The 17,004-nt window shown below is 64.3% G+C and carries 14 protein-coding genes; 6 read left to right on the top strand and 8 right to left on the bottom strand.

The window, feature by feature from the left end; all coding sequences use genetic code 11:
* The first annotated feature begins 276 nt into the window (after positions 1-276).
* Positions 277-1,548, top strand: coding sequence for a fumarylacetoacetase (gene fahA, locus ACFFWD_RS22975; protein WP_376968806.1), 1,272 nt, complete (start codon positions 277-279; stop codon positions 1,546-1,548).
* Between the two features lie 170 nt (positions 1,549-1,718).
* Here fahA and ACFFWD_RS22970 read toward each other — a convergent pair whose 3' ends face one another.
* Both ACFFWD_RS22970 and ACFFWD_RS22965 read right to left on the bottom strand, forming a co-directional pair.
* On the bottom strand, positions 1,719-2,030 hold the full coding sequence (locus ACFFWD_RS22970) for a DUF1272 domain-containing protein (RefSeq protein WP_376968804.1): 312 nt from the start codon (positions 2,028-2,030) through the stop codon (positions 1,719-1,721).
* Between the two features lie 86 nt (positions 2,031-2,116).
* Positions 2,117-2,590 carry an Lrp/AsnC family transcriptional regulator gene (locus tag ACFFWD_RS22965; protein ID WP_376968802.1) on the bottom strand — a complete coding sequence of 158 codons (474 nt, stop codon included), beginning with the start codon at positions 2,588-2,590 and terminating at the stop codon, positions 2,117-2,119.
* Between the two features lie 122 nt (positions 2,591-2,712).
* On the opposite strand from ACFFWD_RS22965, the gene hppD reads away from it, so the two are divergent.
* Positions 2,713-3,831 (top strand): 4-hydroxyphenylpyruvate dioxygenase, encoded by a 1,119-nt coding sequence (gene hppD / locus ACFFWD_RS22960; RefSeq protein ID WP_376968800.1) that lies wholly within the window; start codon positions 2,713-2,715, stop codon positions 3,829-3,831.
* A 159-nt stretch (positions 3,832-3,990) separates the two neighbouring features.
* Here the strand turns inward: hppD and ACFFWD_RS22955 are convergent, their stop codons facing one another.
* The 4 genes from ACFFWD_RS22955 to ACFFWD_RS22940 form a co-directional block, all read right to left on the bottom strand.
* Positions 3,991-5,103 (bottom strand): CaiB/BaiF CoA transferase family protein, encoded by a 1,113-nt coding sequence (locus ACFFWD_RS22955; RefSeq protein WP_376968798.1) that lies wholly within the window; start codon positions 5,101-5,103, stop codon positions 3,991-3,993.
* Positions 5,104-5,397: 294 nt separating this feature from the next.
* On the bottom strand, positions 5,398-6,198 hold the full coding sequence (locus ACFFWD_RS22950) for an FAD binding domain-containing protein (protein ID WP_376968796.1): 801 nt from the start codon (positions 6,196-6,198) through the stop codon (positions 5,398-5,400).
* Between the two features lie 12 nt (positions 6,199-6,210).
* Positions 6,211-8,550, bottom strand: a complete 2,340-nt coding sequence (locus tag ACFFWD_RS22945) for a xanthine dehydrogenase family protein molybdopterin-binding subunit (protein WP_376968794.1) — start codon at positions 8,548-8,550, stop codon at positions 6,211-6,213.
* A 93-nt stretch (positions 8,551-8,643) separates the two neighbouring features.
* Positions 8,644-9,129, bottom strand: a complete 486-nt coding sequence (locus ACFFWD_RS22940) for a (2Fe-2S)-binding protein (RefSeq protein WP_376968792.1) — start codon at positions 9,127-9,129, stop codon at positions 8,644-8,646.
* Between the two features lie 400 nt (positions 9,130-9,529).
* Between ACFFWD_RS22940 and ACFFWD_RS22935 the strand changes: the two genes are divergently transcribed.
* The 4 genes from ACFFWD_RS22935 (at position 9,530) to ACFFWD_RS22920 (ending at position 14,052) form a co-directional block, all read left to right on the top strand.
* The gene (locus tag ACFFWD_RS22935) at positions 9,530-11,245 is read left to right on the top strand and encodes a PQQ-dependent dehydrogenase, methanol/ethanol family (RefSeq protein WP_376968790.1); all 1,716 of its coding nucleotides are present in this window, start codon (positions 9,530-9,532) and stop codon (positions 11,243-11,245) included.
* A 55-nt stretch (positions 11,246-11,300) separates the two neighbouring features.
* Complete coding sequence (locus tag ACFFWD_RS22930; protein ID WP_376968788.1) at positions 11,301-12,455, top strand: c-type cytochrome; 1,155 nt, start codon at positions 11,301-11,303, stop codon at positions 12,453-12,455.
* Positions 12,456-12,496: 41 nt separating this feature from the next.
* Entirely contained in the window at positions 12,497-13,177 is a 681-nt protein-coding gene (locus tag ACFFWD_RS22925) for a response regulator (protein WP_376968786.1), read from the top strand.
* A gap of 143 nt (positions 13,178-13,320) precedes the next feature.
* Complete coding sequence (locus ACFFWD_RS22920) at positions 13,321-14,052, top strand: LuxR C-terminal-related transcriptional regulator (RefSeq protein ID WP_376968784.1); 732 nt, start codon at positions 13,321-13,323, stop codon at positions 14,050-14,052.
* Here the strand turns inward: ACFFWD_RS22920 and ACFFWD_RS22915 are convergent.
* A complete protein-coding gene (locus ACFFWD_RS22915; RefSeq protein WP_376968782.1) occupies positions 14,047-15,420 on the bottom strand; it encodes an ATP-binding protein in 1,374 nt (457 codons plus the stop codon). The genes ACFFWD_RS22920 and ACFFWD_RS22915 overlap by 6 nt on opposite strands.
* Complete coding sequence (locus ACFFWD_RS22910) at positions 15,417-16,589, bottom strand: FIST N-terminal domain-containing protein (RefSeq protein ID WP_376968780.1); 1,173 nt, start codon at positions 16,587-16,589, stop codon at positions 15,417-15,419. The genes ACFFWD_RS22915 and ACFFWD_RS22910 overlap by 4 nt, the downstream gene beginning before the upstream one ends.
* Positions 16,590-17,004 lie beyond the last annotated feature (415 nt).

Here is a 17,004-nt window from a genome sequence, read left to right as displayed (position 1 = left end):
CATGAACCGCTATCATTAGGATAAAACCGCCTTCCCGGAGCTAACTGGACAGGCTCCTAGAGGGGTCGAGACGAGCGAAGCTCGCTCTTAGGTCGACGCGAATGTAATGAGCGGCGGGGTGGGGTGAAGGTCTCTCCACCCGGAACAGTGCCCGAGGGGAGAAATCACCCCACCCCGTTTCGCATTTCGCTTCGCTTCATGCGAACCGACCCTCCCCCTCCAGGGGAGGGTGAAGAACATCAGCCGTTGCGTTTCGATTTGCACATCGGGAAACCCATGCCCCACCCCAACGACCCCAAGCTCCGCTCCTTCATCGACGTCGCCCCGACCTCGGACTTTCCGATCCAGAACCTTCCTTACGGCGTGTTCTCGTCCAAGGACGGACTTGCGCCGCGCGTCGGTGTCGCGATCGGGGACTACGTGCTCGATCTCTGGGAGCTCGAGCAGGACTCCCGCCTTGATGTCGGGCCGCTCGGCGTGTTCTCGCAGCCGTCGCTCAATCCGTTCATGGCGCTTGGACCGAAGGTGTGGTCGAAGACGCGGGCGCGGATCAGCGAGCTGTTGCGTCACGACAATCCTGAGCTGCGCGACAACAAGGAGCTGTGCGCCCGCGCGCTGGTGCCGATGGCGGATGTGAAGCTGCACATGCCGTTCACGGTGTCCGGCTACACCGATTTCTATTCGTCGAAGGAGCACGCCACCAATGTCGGTGTCATGTTCCGCGGCAAGGACAATGCGTTGCAACCGAACTGGCTGCACATGCCGATCGGCTATAACGGCCGCGCCTCGACCGTGGTTGTGTCCGGCACCATGGTGCGGCGCCCGCGCGGGCAGTTGAAGCCGCCGACCGCTGAGGTGCCGAGCTTCGGTCCGTGCGAGCGGCTCGATTTCGAGCTCGAGATGGGTGTGGTGGTCGGCCAGGCGTCGAAGATGGGCGAGATGCTGACCGAGAAGCAGGCCGAGGAGATGATCTTCGGCTTCGTGATCCTCAACGACTGGAGCGCGCGCGACATCCAGCAGTGGGAATATGTGCCGCTCGGCCCGTTCCAGGCCAAGGCGTTCGCGACCTCAATCAGCCCGTGGGTGGTGACGCGCGAGGCTCTAGAGCCGTTCCGCATGCAAGGGCCGGCGCAGGAGCCCGCGCCGCTCGCCTATCTGAAGCAGACGCAGCCGAACAACTACGATCTCGCGCTCGACGTTGCGCTTCGTGCGGGTGCGATGAACGAGGCGAAGACGATCTGCAGCACCAATTTCAAGTACATGTACTGGTCGTCGGTGCAGCAGCTCGTGCATCACGCCTCATCCGGCTGCGCGATGAACGTCGGTGACCTCCTCGGCAGCGGCACGATCTCCGGCCCCGAGAAGCATCAGCGCGGCAGCCTGTTGGAAATCAGCTGGAACGGCAGCGAGCCGGTCGAGCTTGCCAGCGGCGTCAACCGCTCGTTCCTCGAGGACGGCGATTCGCTCGTGATGCGCGGCTGGTGCCAGGGCGACGGCTATCGCGTCGGCTTTGGCGAGGTCGAGGGGACGATCGTCGCGGCGGAATAGCTCTGGGCTCAACGCATTCGTTCACCTCCCCTTGAAAAGGGGAGGTCGGTTTGCGCTGAAAGCGCAAACCGGGTGGGGATCTTCTCCTCCCACGAACACTGCGCCCGCGGCTAGACCCCCACCCCGCCCTCCCCCTTTCAGGGGGAGGGCGACCGACAGCCGGGCAAGCCTCACCGCTCTTCCGGTCGAATATCCCTCAGCCGCGCCGAATGCGCGGCGACGTCCTCGAGGCTGTACTTCAGATGCACCCGCTTGTCCGACGGCGGCTGGTTTGCCGTGCACACGCCCGGCCGCCACTGCTTCGAGGGGCGGATCGGCCGCCGCTCGAAGCCGCCGCCGCAGTTCGGGCAGACATTGCCGAGCTTGGTCTCGGCGCAATCAGCGCAGAACGTGCATTCATACGAGCAGATCCGCGCGTCCGTCGCATTCGGCGGCAGGTCCTTGTCGCAATATTCGCAGTTCGGTCGTAGCTGCAGGGCCATGGCGCTCTCTCGTATCGGGTGTCGCGGGAATGATCGCAGATCACCCCGCGAAAGCGAATGTCGTATTTCCCTCGATTTGCGCCACGCTACCCCAGCGCCTTCAGCGGCAGCTTGCTGCTCTCCTTCAGCCGGTCGAGCACGATCGAGGAGCGGACATGCGCGACGCTCTGGTGCGGCATCAGCACGTTGTTGACGATGTCGGAGAGGCTTTTCAGGTCGCGCAGCATCACCTTGAGCAGATAGTCGGCGTCTCCGGTCAGCGAATAGGCGTCCTGGATGTCGTCGACGCGGTTGACCAGCTCGCGGAATTTCTTCGCGTTGTCCGGCGAATGCGTCGCCAGCGTGATGTGGATGAAGGCGATCAGGCCGAAGCCGAGCGCCTCGCCGGCGAGGTCGGCATGGTAGCCTGATATCACCTTCTCCTCCTCGAGCCGCATCCGCCGCCGCGAGCATTGCGAGGCGGACAGGCCGACCAGGTCGGCGAGCTGCTGGTTGGTGAGCCGGCCGTCGTCCTGCAGCGCCGCCAGCATTTTGAGGTCGAAGGCGTCGACGTCGATCATGCGTCAAATACCCGTATCATGCACAAACCGTGCGTGAATATAGCCGATGGCGGGCCATTTTGCATGCACTTTGCGCGTCAGGCGGCTGAGACTCCCCTCCAGCCAGATCAGGGAGATTCGCCATGGGTCCGTTTCCGCACGATGCGCCGCCGGCCGAGGTCAGCGCCGACAATCCGATGGGCACCGACGGCTTTGAATTCGTCGAATATGCCCACCCACATCCGGAAGAATTGCATGCCCTGTTCAAGCTGATGGGCTTCGTGCCGGTCGCTCGCCACAAGACCAAGACGATCACGGTCTATCGCCAGGGCGACGTCAACTATCTCGTCAACGAGGAGCCGGGCACCCACGGCTTCGACTTCGTCGCGGCGCACGGGCCGTGCGCGCCGTCGATGGCGTTCCGGGTGGTCGACGCGAAGCGCGCCTATGAGCGCGCGATCGCGCTCGGCGCGGAGCCCGCGGATCAATCGTCCGCGCAGAAGACGCTCGACGTGCCCGCGATCAAGGGCATCGGCGGCAGCCTGCTCTATTTCGTCGATCGCTACGGCGCCAAGGGCTCGGCCTACGACGCCGAATTCGACTGGCTCGGTGCGGAGAACCCGCGTCCCGTCGGCTCAGGCCTCTATTATGTCGATCACCTCACCCACAACGTCCATCGCGGCCGCATGGATGTCTGGACCGGTTTCTACGCAAAGCTGTTCAACTTCCGCCAGATCCGCTTCTTCGACATCGAGGGCCGCGCCTCGGGCCTGTTCTCGCGCGCGCTGACGAGCCCCGACGGCAAGATCCGGATTCCGATCAACGAGGACGCCGGCGATTCCGGGCAGATCGAGGAATATCTCAACACCTATCACGGCGAGGGCATCCAGCACATCGCCTGCGGCGCGCGCGATATCTATCGCACCGTCGAGACGTTACGCGAGGCCGGCCTGCCGTTCATGCCGTCACCGCCCGACACTTATTTCGAGCGGATCGATGGACGGCTGCCCAAGCACGGCGAGGACGTCGCGCGGTTGCAGAAGAACGGCATCCTGATCGACGGCGAGGGTGTCGTCGACGGCGGCCAGACCAAGGTGCTGCTGCAGATCTTCTCGGCCAACGCGATCGGGCCGATCTTCTTCGAATTCATCCAGCGCAAGGGCGACGACGGATTCGGCGAAGGCAATTTCAAGGCACTGTTCGAGTCGATCGAGGAAGACCAGATCCGCCGCGGCGTGCTGAAGGTCGATCACGCGGCGTGATTACCCCGTAGGGTGGGCAAAGCGACTTGTCCGCCGTAGCCCGTCCGCGGGCGAAGACGGAAGCGTGCCCACCTTTTCTTGCACCGAACGTGAGAAGGTGGGCACGGCGCTGCGCGCCTTTGCCCACCCTACGCATTCCGATGCGGGACGACAGCGAAATTAACTTCCCGCCTTCCACGCCGCCGTCACATCACCGATCTTCGCCACCTCGGGCTCGCGGATCGCGGACGGGGTGCGCGAGAAGCGCGGCGCGGGGGCGGGCTGGGTCACGCCGTGGCGCTCGACGAACACCTTGCGCGCCGCCATGTGCGGATGCTTGGGCGCTTCCGCCATGGTGAGGATCGGCGCGAAGCAGATGTCGGTGCCCTCCATGATCTTGCACCACTCCTCGCGCGTCTTGCCCTTGAATACCTTGGTCAGCTTCTCCTTCAGCGCGGGCCACGCCTTGCGGTCCATCTGCGCGTCGAAATCGGCGTCGGTCAGGCCGGCGTGCTGACGCAGCAGCGCATAGAACTGCGGCTCGATCGAACCGATCGAGATAAAATTGCCGCAGGCGCATTCATAGACGCCGTAGAAATGCGCACCACCGTCGAGGAAGTTCTGGTCGCGGCCCTCGGTCCAGCGGCCGATCGCGCTCATATCGAAGAACATCGACATCAGCGACGCCGCGCCGTCGCACATCGCGGTGTCGACGACCTGGCCCTTGCCGGACTTCGAGGCCTCCAGCAGCGCGGCGAGCACGCCGACCACGAGATAGAGCGCGCCGCCGCCGAAATCGCCGACCAGATTGAGCGGCGGCACCGGCTTCTCCTTCGTGCCGATCGCGGCCAGCGCGCCTGTTATCGAGATGTAGTTGATGTCGTGGCCGGCGGCGTTCGCGAGCGGGCCTTCCTGGCCCCAGCCGGTCATGCGGCCATAGACCAGCTTCGGATTGCGCGCCAGCACGACGTCAGGGCCGAGGCCAAGCCGTTCCATCACGCCGGGGCGAAAGCCTTCGATCAGCGCGTCGGCATGGCTCAGCAAGTCGAGCACTTGCGCGATCGCATCCTTGTTCTTCAGATCGAGCTCGATCACCTTGCGGCCGCGCACCGCGACCGCCTTCAGGTTCTTGCCGGCGCCGACGCGGTCCAGTGTGATGACCTCGGCGCCCATGTCCGCGAGCAGCATGCAGGCGAACGGGCCCGGGCCGATGCCGGCGAATTCGACGATGCGGAAACCTGAGAGCGGGCCGGAGGCGCGGGCGGCGGACTGGGTGGCGGGTTTATCGAGCACGTTTTGGTTCCGTTGTTGCTTGGATAAAGTTGGTTGAGGCCATGCGGTCGCGGCGAGATCGCCGAGCGTGACCTGACGTCGGAGTCATGGTCACAGCAAATGGTCTGCGTCGGTGATGCTGAATGTCATGCGTGTCCTCGCCCCGTCCGTGTGACGGTATTTTTAATTAGCTGATTAGCTAAATTGTCTCGCCGAATGCGCCCCGTGGCAAGCTGCTTTTTGTCCGCGCTCATCCGCAAAAAACGAACGGCGCGCATCGCTGCGCGCCGTTCTTGCACTTGTGTTTAGGCGCTATCAGCCGGCAGCCGTCACCGCGCGCTGTCCCATCACCTTGATCAGGTTGGCGCGATAGTCCGCCGTGCCGTGGATGTCGGCGAGCAATCCGCTCGCCGGGATCTTGACGCTGTCCAGTGCGCTGGCCGACCAGTTCGCCTTCAATGCCCCTTCGATCGCCGGTACCCGCATGACGCCGCTCTGCGACGCGCCGGTCGCCGCCGCGCGGACGTCGCCGGCCTTGGTCTTGGCGACGAACACGCCGGTCAGCGCGAAGCGCGAGGCGGGATTGGGAAACTTCGCGTAGCCCGCCTTCGCCGGAATCGGGAACGAGACCGCCGTGATGATCTCGCCGTCTTCAAGCGCGGTTGCGAACAGACCCTTGAAGAAGTCCTCCGCGGAAATCGACCGCTTGTTGGTCTTGACTGTTGCGCCCAGCGCCAGCACCGCGGCCGGATAGTCCGCCGCCGGATCGTTGTTGGCGAGCGAGCCGCCGATCGTGCCGCGATAACGCACGGCGGGATCGCCGACCATCGACGCCAGATCGGCAAGCGCCGGGATCGCTTTTTTGACCGCGTCGCTCTGCGCCACGTCGAAGTGCGGCGTCGCGGCCTTGATGGTCACGGTGTCACCCGAAACCTCGACGCCGATCAGCTCCTGGATCTTGGAAAGGTCGATCACGTCGGAGGGCGCGGCGAGGCGCTGTTTCATCACGGGGAGCAGGGTCTGTCCGCCGGCAATGAATTTCGGTTCCTGGCCCTTGGCGAACAGAGCCGCGGCATCAGCGACCGAGGAAGCGCGGTGATAATTTGTCTCGTACATGGCTCGTCCTCCTCAACCGTGAATGGCGTGCCAGACGCGATCGGGCGTCGCAGGCATTTCCAGCTTGTTGTTGCCGATGGCATCCGTGATCGCGTTGATCACGGCTGCCGAGGCGCCGATTGCGCCGGCCTCGCCGCAGCCCTTGACGCCGAGCGGGTTGCCCGGACACAGCGTCGTGGTGTGGGAGAGCTTGAACGACGGCAGGTCATCGGCCCGCGGCATGGTGTAGTCCATGAACGACGCCGTGACGGGCTGACCGTTACCGTCATAGACGGCACCTTCCAGCAACGCCTGGCCGATGCCCTGCGCGAGGCCGCCATGGACCTGGCCTTCGACGATCATCGGGTTGATCAGCCGACCGAAGTCGTCGGCCGCAACGAAGTTCACGAAGGAGGTCTTGCCGGTAGAGGGATCGACCTCGAGCTCGCAGATGTACGCGCCGGCCGGGAAGGTGAAGTTGCTTGGATCGTAGAACGCCGTCTCCTTCAGGCCGGGCTCCATGCCTTCAGGCAGATTGTGCGCGGTGTAGGCCGCGAGCGCGACCATCGGCAGCGCGATCGACTTGTCGGTGCCGGTGACCTTGAACTCCCCGTTCTCGATCACGATGTCGCTCTCGGAGGCTTCGAGCGCATGCGCTGCGATCTTCTTGGCCTTGGCCTCGACCTTCTCCATCGCCTTCACGATCGCCGTACCGCCGACCGCGAGCGAGCGCGAGCCGTAGGTGCCCATGCCGAACTGCACCTTGTCGGTGTCGCCATGGACGATCGAGACCTGGCTGAGCGGCACGCCGAGGCGTTCCGCGATGATCTGGCAGAACGTCGTCTCGTGGCCCTGGCCGTGGCTGTGCGAGCCGGTGAGCACCTCGATGGTGCCGACCGGGTTGACGCGGATTTCCGCCGACTCCCACAGGCCGACGCCGGCGCCGAGGCTGCCGACCGCCTTCGACGGCGCGATGCCGCAGGCCTCGATGTAGCAGGAGACGCCGATGCCGCGCAGCTTGCCGTCCGCCTTGGCCTTGGCCTTGCGGGCGGGGAAGCCGGCATAGTCGATCGCCTTCATCGCGGCGTCGATCGAGGCATTAAAGTCGCCGATGTCGTACGCCATGATCACCGGCGTCTGATACGGGAACTGGGTGATGAAGTTCTTCTTGCGCAGCTCGGCCGGATCGACCTTCAACTGCCGCGCCGCGGTCTCCATCATGCGCTCGATCAGGTAGCTCGCCTCGGGTCGGCCGGCGCCGCGATAGGCGTCGACCGGCGTGGTGTTGGTGTAGACACCCATCACCTCGGCATAGATCGCCGGGATTACGTACTGCCCGGACAGCAGCGTCGCGTAGAGATAGGTCGGCACTGCCGAGGAGAACAGCGACATATAGGCGCCGAAATTGGCGTGGGTCTTCACCCTGAGCCCAAGGATCTTGTTATCCTTGTCGAACGCCATCTCGGCCTTGGAGACATGGTCGCGGCCATGCGCGTCGGTGAGGAAGGCTTCCGAACGGTCGCCGGTCCATTTCACCGGGCGGTTGACCTTCTTCGAGGCCCACAGCGCCACCATCTCTTCCGGATAGATGTAGATCTTGGAGCCGAAGCCGCCGCCGACGTCGGGCGCGATCACGCGCAGCTTGTTCTCCGGTGCGATGTTGTAGAACGCCGACAGCACGAGGCGGGCGACGTGCGGGTTCTGCGAGGTGGTGTAGAGCGTGAAGTGCTCTTCGGCCTGGTCGTAATGGGCGAGCGCGGCGCGCGGCTCCATCGCGTTCGGCACCAGGCGGTTGTTGGTGAGCTCGAGCGTCACCACATTGGCGGCCTTGCTGAAGGCATCCTTGACCGCGGCTTCGTCGCCGAGATGCCAGTCATACACGACGTTGCCGGGAGCCTCGGGATGCAGCTGCGGCGCGCCCGGCTTGATCGCGGCCTTGATGTCGGGCACCGCGGGAAGTTCTTCGTAATTGACGACGACGGCTTCCGCCGCGTCTCTGGCCTGGTTCTTGGTCTCGGCGATTACGACCGCGACCGCCTGTCCAACGAAGCGCACGGTCTCCGGCGCCATCGCCGGCCACGCGCCCATTTTCATCGGCGAACCGTCCTTTGAGGTGATGGCCCAGCCGCAAATGAGGTTGCCGACCTTGTCGTCGACGATCTGCTGCCCGGTCAGCACGGCGACCACGCCCGGCATCTTCAGGGCCGCGGATGAATCGATGCCCTTGACCTTGGCATGCGCATGCGGGCTGCGGATGAAGTGAGCATAGGTCATGCCCACCATTTTCACGTCGTCGACGTAACGTCCTTGTCCTGTGATGAAGCGGCGATCTTCCTTGCGCACGACGCTTGCGCCAATGCCTTCAACGCCCATGTTCTTGTCCTCCCGACCGGAGATTTCGATTTGCCGCCGTTCCCATCGAAGCCGGCGGTGATGAGTTTGGTGATGCTGTTTGCGCGCGGCCGACTATTCGGCGGCCTGCGCGACCTTCATGCGACCGGCCGCATCCAGCACCGCCTTGACGATGTTGTGGTAGCCGGTGCAGCGACAGATGTTGCCTTCGAGCTCGTGGCGGACCGTTTCCTCGTCGAGCTTGCCGCCGTGGCGATGCACGATATCGACCGCCGACATGATCATGCCGGGGGTGCAATAGCCGCACTGCAGGCCGTGATTGTCGCGGAATGCCGCCTGCATCGGATGCAGCTCGTCGCCCTTGGCGAGGCCTTCGATGGTGGTGACGTTGCAGCCCGCCGCCTGTCCGGCCAGCATGGTGCAGGATTTGACCGCCCGTCCATCGACATGGACGACGCAGGCGCCGCACTGGCTGGTATCGCAGCCGACATGGGTGCCGGTCAGGTTCAGGTTTTCGCGCAACAGATGCACGAGGAGGGTCCGGTCCTCAACGTCGACCGAGACCGCCCTGCCGTTTACCGTCAGTTTGACTGTAGACACGCGTTCCTCCCAAAAGTCTCGTTATGGGCCCAGTAGACCACGCTTCACTGGGGACGTAACCGCGATCAAAGTCGTAGTCGCGGCTTTGTCATGAAGGCGCCGGGCTGTGTTCCAATCCTAGCAGGCTGTTGTTGCCTCGGCAATTTGCAAGCGCGTGCCGATCGCCCGAAGCGCGTCCGATTTGCTGCCGTAACGACGCCAGCGTCCGGCCGAAGCGACCATCGCAATGCAGCGGAATCCAGCGCCGCGCTTGCTACTACCTTCCGCCTATAACGACCAAAAAGCGTTGCTGTCATTTTCATCGCCGGTGCAGCGACGAAAGATCGCGCGTCCGTAAATTGGGTAGAGAACCGCGCGCGATGCGCTCGTCGCGGCAACGAAACCACTTTGGAGGAGACAGATGAAGCTGAGGAGCGGGAGTTTCTTTGCCGGCGTATCGCTGGTCGCCATGTTGATGGCCGGTATCGGTCCGTCAATAGCCAATGACTCGGTCGCAAAGGCCGTGTCCGATCCCAACGGATGGGCGATCGCGGGCCACGACTACGGCAACACCCGCTTCAGCGCCCTGAAGCAGATCAATTCCGAGAACGCCGGCAAGCTGCAGCTGGTCTACTCGATGTCGCTGGCCTCGTTGCGCTCCAACGAGTCCTCGCCGGTCGTGATCGGAAAGACGCTCTACGTGTCGACCTCATGGGGTCCGAAATACGTCTATGCGATCGATGCCGCGACCGGTGCGCGAAAGTGGACCTACCAGCCAGATATTCCAGATGACGTGCTCCAGTATGCCTGCTGCGACGTCAACAGCCGCGGCGTGTCCTATGCCGACGGCAAGATCTTCGTCGGCCGGCTCGACGGCAAGCTGACCGCGCTCGCTGCCAACACCGGCAAGGAGCTCTGGACCTCGACCGTGGTCGACTACAAGCAGGGCTCGGTGATCACCTCGCCGCCGCTCATTGTGCGCGACAAGGTCATCACCGGCTTCGGCGGCGGTGAGTATGGCGTTCGTGGCTCGCTGCAGGCCTTCGATCTCAACACCGGCAAGTTGCTGTGGCAGACCTTCACCGTGCCGGCGCCCGGCGAACCCGGCAGCGACACCTGGAAGGGCGATACCGGTCTGCATGGCGGCGGCGCCGCCTGGCTGGTCGGCTCCTACGATGCCAAGTCCGATACGGTCTATTGGGGCACCAGCAATCCGGGGCCGTGGAATACCGCGGTGCGCTCCACCGGCGACGGCAATTTCGGCAAGCTGACCAACCTCTATACCGCCTCGACGCTCGCGATCGATCCGAACACCGGCAAGATCAAGTGGCACATCCAGGGCACGCCGGCCGACGCTTGGGACTATGACGGCGTCAATGAGCTCTTGCTCGCCGACCTCAAGATCAAGGGCGCCGATACGCCGGTACTGATGAAGGCGGATCGCAACGGCTTCTTCTTCGTCGCCAACCGCGAAACCGGCAAGGTGCTCTCGGCCGAGAAGTACGTCTACTCGAACTGGGCCAAGAAGTGGGACATCAACACGATGCGCGCCGAAGAGGATGCCGACAAGCGTCCGGGTCCCGGCCATCCCGCCAAGGACATCTGCCCGAACCTGATCGGCGGCAAGAACTGGCAGCCGATGTCGTTCAACCCGCAGACCGGCCTGGTCTACATCCCGACCAACAATGTCTGCATGGATTGGTCGGTCAGCGACGTGAACTACAAGCGCGGCGTGTTCTATCTCGGCGCCGAATTCCCGACCAAGGAAGGTCCGGGCGGCTTCCTCGGCGAACTCGTGGCCTGGGATCCCATCGCCAACAAGAAGGTGTGGGGCATCAAGGAAGACCTGCCCTTCAACGGCGGCACGCTGACGACCGCGGGCAATCTCGTGTTCGCCGGCAATCTGCACGGTGATTTCCGCGCCATCGACGCCAAGAACGGCAAGGTGCTGTGGAGCAAGAACCTCGGCAGCGGCATCGGCGCCGGTCCCGTGACCTACTCGGTCGACGGCAAGCAGTATGTCGCGATCGTGGTCGGACGTACCGCCGCGCTGCCGGCCTTCCTCGGTGACATCGGCAAGAAGATGGTCGCCGCGGCGCCCGAGGGTGGCTCGCTGTTCGTGTTCGCCCTGCAGTGACGATCGTCGACAAACGGAGGCAGCATTGTTCGCGTTTGGCATGACCCGAAACGAAATGCGCAAATGTTCGCGTAACGCGCGGCTGGGAACGGCAATCCGGACCGTGCTGCTCTCCACAATGCTTGCGGTGCCGGCCCTGTCGGCCGGCGCCGACGAGATCAAGCCGCTGCGGCTTTGCGCCGACCCGACCAACCTGCCGTTCTCGAGCGACGATCCGGCCAAGCCTGGCCTCTATCTCGAGATCGGCCAGGCGGTGGCCGAGAAGCTCGGTCGTGCGGTGAGCACCAACTGGTACAAGTCCTATTTCGGCAAGCGGACGGTCCGGGAAACGCTGCTCAGCAAGCAATGCGACGCGATGGTCGGCCTGCCGCTGGTCGACGACTTCATGGGACCGGCGGTGATCTTCTCCAAGCCGATCGCCCATGAAGGCTACGCGCTGGTCGCGGCAAAGGACCGCAAGCTTGCCGGCATCGACGACCTCAAGGGCCTGCGCGTCGCCGTGCAGTACCAGTCGACGCCGCAAAATCTGCTCGCGCTGCGCGAGGAGATCCAGAAGGTCACGGTGTTGAGCCCGGACGAGGGCATGGCCGCGCTGGCGCAGGGCAAGGTCGACGCTGCTTTCATCTGGGCGCCGGTGGCGGGCTGGCTCAACAAGACTGCCTACGCCGACAAATATCAGGTCGTCGCGGCCGAAGGCGATGGGCTGATCTGGGAGACCGCGATTGGCTTTGCCAAGGGATCAAGCGCATTGCGGGATCAGATCGATGGCGTGCTGCCGTCGTTGCAGTCGGAGATTTCCGCCCTGTTTGCAAAGTATGGCGTGCCGAGTGGCGCGCCGGTGAAGTTCGGCCAGGCGGATCGAGCGACGTCGCCCGTCGTCGCGAGCGAGCCCGTCACGGTGGGGCAGGCGGCCGCGGCCGACAAGCCGGTGCAGACCGCTGCGGCTACAGGGGACGCCAAGGCCGGGCGGGAGGTCTTCAACGGCACCTGCGCCCATTGCCACGGCCCGGATGCGGTGCAGGCCGAACGGAAGATCGACCTCAGGCTGCTCAAGAAGCGCTATGCCGACGACATGGAATCGACGTTCTGGAAGACCGTCCATGACGGGCGGCCGGCCAAGGGCATGCCGGCATGGAAGGACGTTTTTAGCGACGACGAGCTCAAAAACGTATATGTCTATCTGGAGTCCGTGCAGGGCACCGGCGACTAGAACAAGCTAAGGGCGTCTGGAACATCCGTGCGAGGGTCCTCATGATGGGGTTCCTGATCATCGACGATCACCCCTTGTTCGGCGAGGCGCTCGGCAACGCCATTCGCATCTCGCATCCGGACGCCCGCATCTTTGAAGCGACCTCGATCAAGGGCGCGCTCGGCATCCTCGCGACCGAGTCGAACATCGACCTGGCGCTGCTCGACCTGCTGCTGCCCGACGTCGTCGGATTCTCCGGCTTCCAGAAGATCAGGGATCGCTATCCCCGCCTGCCGATTGCGATCGTGTCGAGCGAGGAGGACAAGCACACGATCCGCGAGGCGCTGGAGATGGGAGCGGTCGGCTACCTGCCGAAATCGACCTCGCTCGGCGAGCTGTCGCAGGCGATCGCGCGGGTGCTGAGCGGCTCGGTCTCGGCGCCGCGCGATTTCGTCGCGGTCGGCGCGCTGGAGCAATCCGAGACAGCGCGCACGCTGCGCGAACGCATCCAGAAACTCACGCCGCAGCAGATCCGGGTGCTGCACCTGATCACGCGTGGCCTGCAAAACCGCGAGATCGCGGCTGAACTGAAGCTCGCGGAGTCCACGGTGAAGGCCCATGTGACGGAGATCCTGCGCAAGCTGAAGCTGTTCAGCCGCAACAAGGCGATCATCGAGCTGGCCAAGATTCCGCTGCCGATGGTGGAGGCTTGTCCCGGCACAAAGCCCGACAAGGCGCCGTAGGCACCCCTTGCTGCACTGCAAGCGAACGGTATCGCGCGTCCGGCCTATAGGCTGTACCCAGCCTTTGAGATAACCTCGTTGTCGCCATGGCTGTCTTGGGTCACCAGGGAGAGGGCTGCGCAGCTTTGACGACGACAACGCCATTGGCGGATCACGAACCGCCGGTCGCCGCGGCGAATGCGCCTCGATTGCTCATCGTCGAGGATCACCCGCTGTTCCGTGCCGCCCTGATCGGGGTAATCGGCGCCGAGTTCCCGCATGCCGAGGTGCTGCAGGCGACCTCGATCGACGGCGCCCTCGACGTCGTCGCCGCGCGCGACGATCTCGATCTGATCCTGCTCGACCTCTCGATGCCCGGGACGACAGGGCTGCTGGGGGCCTATCGCGTGCGGGCCGCCGCGCCGCGCAGCGCCCTCGTCATCGTCTCGGCACATGACGACTCCCGAATCATCGGCAGCGCGATCTCGCTCGGCATTTCCGGCTATATCCCGAAGTCCACGCCGAAGGCGGAGCTGGCGCGGCTGTTGCGCGGCATCCTCGAAGGCGCCGTCTGCCTGCCCAAGCGCTTCCGCGACGCCGCTGCGGCCCGGAAAGGCCAGGCCGACACCCGTGAACTATTGCGGCACCTCGGCCAGCTGACCTCGCAGCAGCTGCGCGTGCTCGACATGATCTGCCACGGCTTGCAGAACAAGCATATCGCCTACGAACTCGATATCTCCGTCACGACCGTGAAGGTGCATGTGTCGGAGATCTTGCGAAAGCTCGACGTGCGGAGCCGGACCGAGGCCATCATCGCGCTGTCGAAGCTCGACTTCGGCAAGCAGGACCACGCGCCCGTGTCGGCCGCACCGGCGCCGGGCGACGGCGATTCATAGCCGGGCGCTCGGCTGCTCCGATGCCAGCAGGAACGAGAGCAGCGAGCGCATCTCGGCAGGCTTGATCGGTTTCTTCAACAGTTCATGGCCAAACGCCGAAACGTCGGAAGCGGCCCTGGCGGAATAGTCGGCTGTGACGATGATCGCCGGAACGTTGGTCTTGATCGCATCGCAGATCACGTCGACCGCCTCGATGCCGGTTTCGCCATTGTCGAGATGAAGGTCGGCGATGATGGCGTCGGGAATGCCATCCAGCGCGCGGATGCGTTCGAGCGCCTCGGTCTTGGAAATCGTCACCGCGACGTCGCAGCCCCATTTCTCAAGCAGGCTGGCAAGGCCCTCCGCGCTGGAGAGGTCATTCTCGATCAGGAGGATCTTGGCGCCCTCCATCCCGCCATAGCGGTAGTCGACGCTGGCCTGCTCGCGCACGGGGATCGCGACCGGATCGGTGGTGCGGGGCACGGTGACGGAGAACACCGAGCCCTTGCCGGGACGCGAGGTCAACCGGACATCGTGGCCGAGCACGCCGGCGAATCGCCGCACGATGGAAAGGCCAAGCCCAATACCGGCGTTGTCGCCGGCACTGGCCTCGCCGCGCTGGAACTCGACGAAGATCGCCTCTCGCTGCGCCTCCGAAATTCCGGGGCCGGTGTCGTGCACCTCGATGCAGATATCGTCGCCGCGCGTCCTGCATCCCATCATCACGGTGCCGCGCTGCGTGTAGCGCAGCGCGTTGGCCAGCAGGTTCTGCAGGATCCGGCGCAGCATCAGCGGGTCCGAGCGGACCACACCGGACGATGGCACGATCTTCAGCGCGAGGTTGCGTTTTGCCGCGGTCGGGCTGAATTCATGTTGCAACGGTTCGAACAACGAGGCGATCGCGACCGGGCCGAATTCGGGCTTGAGCACGCCGGCATCGAGCTTGGAGATGTCGAGCAGTGTGCGCAACATGTCCTCGAGCGTCGCCAGTGAGCGGTCGATCTGTTCGGTCAGGATGACGCCCTTGGGCTCGGTGACCATCTCGGTCAGCGCCGAAAGCGTCAGCCGCGCCGCATTCAGCGGCTGCAGCAAATCGTGGGTGACCGACACCAGCACCGACGATTTCAGCGAGCTCGCCGCCTCGGCCTGCTGCTTGGCCTGCAGCAGGCGGCCGTTGGTCTTCTCGAGCGATTGCAGCACGTGCTTGAGCTGCTGGGTCCGCTCGCGGACCTGCTGGTCGAGCGCGATCGCGGTCTCGAACAGCGAGAATGCATTGAGCTGCTGGTCGGTCGACCGCTCGACGCGCGACATCAGCGCCGCGTTGATCTTCCGCAGCTTCGCCGCCTCGCGCTCGAGCGATGCGATCTGACTGGTCTTCGTATCCGTCATTGCGGAGCGAGGGCTCGCTTGCCGATGGCGACGCCGGTCAGCGTCTGATTGACATGCATGGAGCGATATTGCTCGCCATAGGTCTGAAAGCCAATCACATTGTTGCGGCGATAGAGCTCCGACATCTCCCGCGACAGCTGGTGCTGCTCGACGTCGAGCCGGCGCAGCACGCATTCGAAGCCAATGAAGATCGAGACCTCGCCCAGATCGTCGGTCATTTCCTTGAACATGCGGCTGGTCGCGTCGATCGGGTCACGCTCCTGCGCCACCGTGAGCACCATTCCCTCGTCGATGGCGCAGAAGAACTGCAGCGAGCCGTCCGGGTTGGTGCGCTGGATCGACCGTGCATAGTAAGCGCCGCCGACGCGGACCAGGACGGGGTGGGCGGCGAACGAGAACAGCTCGAGTTTGCTGTCGCTGAGACCGACGGCGCGGGAGTATTCCAGCGCCGCGGGTTCGGCATTGAGCTCCTTGACGATGCGCCGCTCGATATCAGCTTCCGTCACGACCATCTTGGTCGCGGTCGGCTCGAAATGATCGCATTTGAAGAGACGGAACGGCAGCCGGGTCTTGATCAGGATCAGGACGGCGGCGTCGGTGTACGCCTTGCCGCCGTGGAAGACCCAGGACTTCTCGAAGCGCAGGCCGTCGCCGGCGGAGCCGCCAACCACGGGGATGTCCTCCAGCGACGCGTAGATCGCCGACATGATGGTTTCTTCGCGTTGGCACAGGCCGTCGATGAACAACAGGCCGAAGGATTCATGGGCGGGATCGCAATGTTCGGTCTTCTGCGAGAACTCCTGTTGCAGTTCGGTGCAGATCGAGCGGCCATGATCGACCCGGAACGTCGAGAGGCCGAGCAGCGGGCGCGCCGCTATCACGAAGTCCGTCGCGTTGAAGCCCATGGCGACGACGCTGTCCTCCTCCCAGCCGCCCGGCGAAAGCTCGCCGGCCGTCGTGCAGCCGAAGATCGGGACGTCGGGCATCCGGCGCGACAGTTCGGCGATGAAGGTCTCGGGGTCGTAGAACGGCGAGACAAACACCACGGCCATCGCGAGATCGGCGGACGCCAACTGGCGCGCGATCTCGTCCGCGGCTTCCCGCGGCCCGTCGGTCTTTGCCTGCGCCACGACGATGCTGTCGGCGCTGCTGCCCTGCTTCTCCGCCAAAGGCGATCTCCCTGACCAAGCTTTTTGTTTTTCTTGGCGCGGGCGATCTCGACCCACGCGAGCACCGTCGGGGCGATCAGCCCGCGCGGCGACGGCAAGCCGTTCGGCTCGTCCGAGTGTATGGGGTGGCGGGAAACGTCGTTGGCCCGGCGGTATCGCCGGCCGGTATCTTCGCCGCACGCGCCAGTGGCGCTGCTCGAAGCGATGACATGGGACGCCTCCCGATGTGGTCTCCTGGCCCGGGCAGGGTCAGGTTTGATTGGTTCTAACCTATCGAGCCGGTACCGCGCGTCAATCGCCAAGCCCAGCGCCATCGCCCGACCAAGGTAGTACCGCCGGTCGTCGTTGAAGTTGGTATCCATTTACGTACCTTTATCGATTCTGCCTTAATTTTGCCTGCCGGGGTCTGGGGCAG

Source organism: Bradyrhizobium erythrophlei (assembly GCF_042430365.1).
Lineage (GTDB): Bacteria > Pseudomonadota > Alphaproteobacteria > Rhizobiales > Xanthobacteraceae > Bradyrhizobium > Bradyrhizobium erythrophlei.
Note: the sequence above shows the minus strand (reverse complement) of the source record. Positions and strands in the feature narration are given on the sequence as shown.